Here is a 1,219-nt window from a genome sequence, read left to right as displayed (position 1 = left end):
CCGCCACCGGCGAACCGATCGGAATGTCCGTGCCCGCGCCCAGCCGGGACAGCAGTGTCGCCAGTGCCGCCTGCACCACCATGAACACACTCGCGTCGGACTGCCGGGCGAGTTCCGCGATGTTCCGGTGCAGCTCGGCGTCAAGGGTCACCGGAACGGTCCCGCCTTGGTACGAGGACGCGGCCGGTCGAGGACGGTCGAAGGGAAGGTCCAGTTGATCGGGCAGGTCGGCGAGTTGTTCGGTCCAGTACGCGACCTGCTTGCTGAGCAGGCTGTCCGGGTCGGATTCGTCGCCGAGCAGCTCGCGCTGCCACAGCGCATAGTCCGCGTACTGCACCGGCAGCGGCCGCCAGGCCGGGACGCGGTCACCCACGCGGGCCTCGTAGGCCAGGGCGACGTCACGGGCGAGGGGGGCCAGCGACCAGCCGTCACCCGCGATGTGATGGAGGACGACCACCAGGATGTGCGTGGTGTCCTCGATCGCGAACAGCTCCGCTCGCAGCGGGGGTTCTGCCGTCAGATCGAAACCACGGCGTGCGGTCAGTGCGACCGCCTCCGGCGCGTCCTCTTCGCTGATCTGCCGCACGGGCAGGTCCACCGTGGCGTCGGCCACGTCGAGCACGCGCTGGCGCGGCGTGCCGTCCGGGCCCTCCGGGAAGACCGTACGCAGACTCTCGTGGCGCGCCACCACATCCCCCAGCGCCGCCGCCAACGCCACCCGGTCCAGTCGGCCGGTGAGCCGAAGCGCGATCGGCATGTTGTACGTCGCCGACTCCACCCCCTGGATCCGGTTGAGGAACCACAGCCGCCGCTGAGCGAACGACAACGGCACCTCACCCGGACGACCCACCGGCTCCAGCCGGGGACGAGCCCCCTCGGCACCTGTCATGCGGGCGTTCAGCTGGGCGACGGTCGGCGCCTCGAACAGCGCGCGCGGGGGAACCTCCACGCCGAAAACCGCGCGGATGCGGCTGATGACACGGGTGGCGTGCAGGGAGTGGCCGCCGAGGTCGAAGAAGCTGTCGTCGATACCGACCCGCTCCACCCCGAGCACCTCCGCGAAGATGCCGCAGAGGGTCTCCTCGCGAGCATCGCGCGGACCACGTGCTCGCTGGGCATCCGTATAGTCGGGGGCGGGGAGGGCACGCCGGTCGACCTTGCGGTGCGCGGTCAACGGAAGTTCAGCCAGGATCACGACGACGGCCGGGACCATGAACTC

General features: G+C 70.5%; 1 protein-coding gene. It reads right to left on the bottom strand.

What is annotated here, in order from left to right; all coding sequences use genetic code 11:
* Positions 1 to 1,219: condensation domain-containing protein (locus tag ABZ876_RS39085; RefSeq protein WP_361791206.1), on the bottom strand; the 1,219-nt coding region annotated here is incomplete at both ends.

Origin of the sequence: Streptomyces sp. NPDC046931, assembly GCF_040644655.1 — a bacterium.
Lineage (GTDB): Bacteria > Actinomycetota > Actinomycetes > Streptomycetales > Streptomycetaceae > Streptomyces.
The sequence above is the reverse complement of the archived record's forward strand: the minus strand, read 5'-3'. Positions and strand labels throughout refer to the sequence as shown.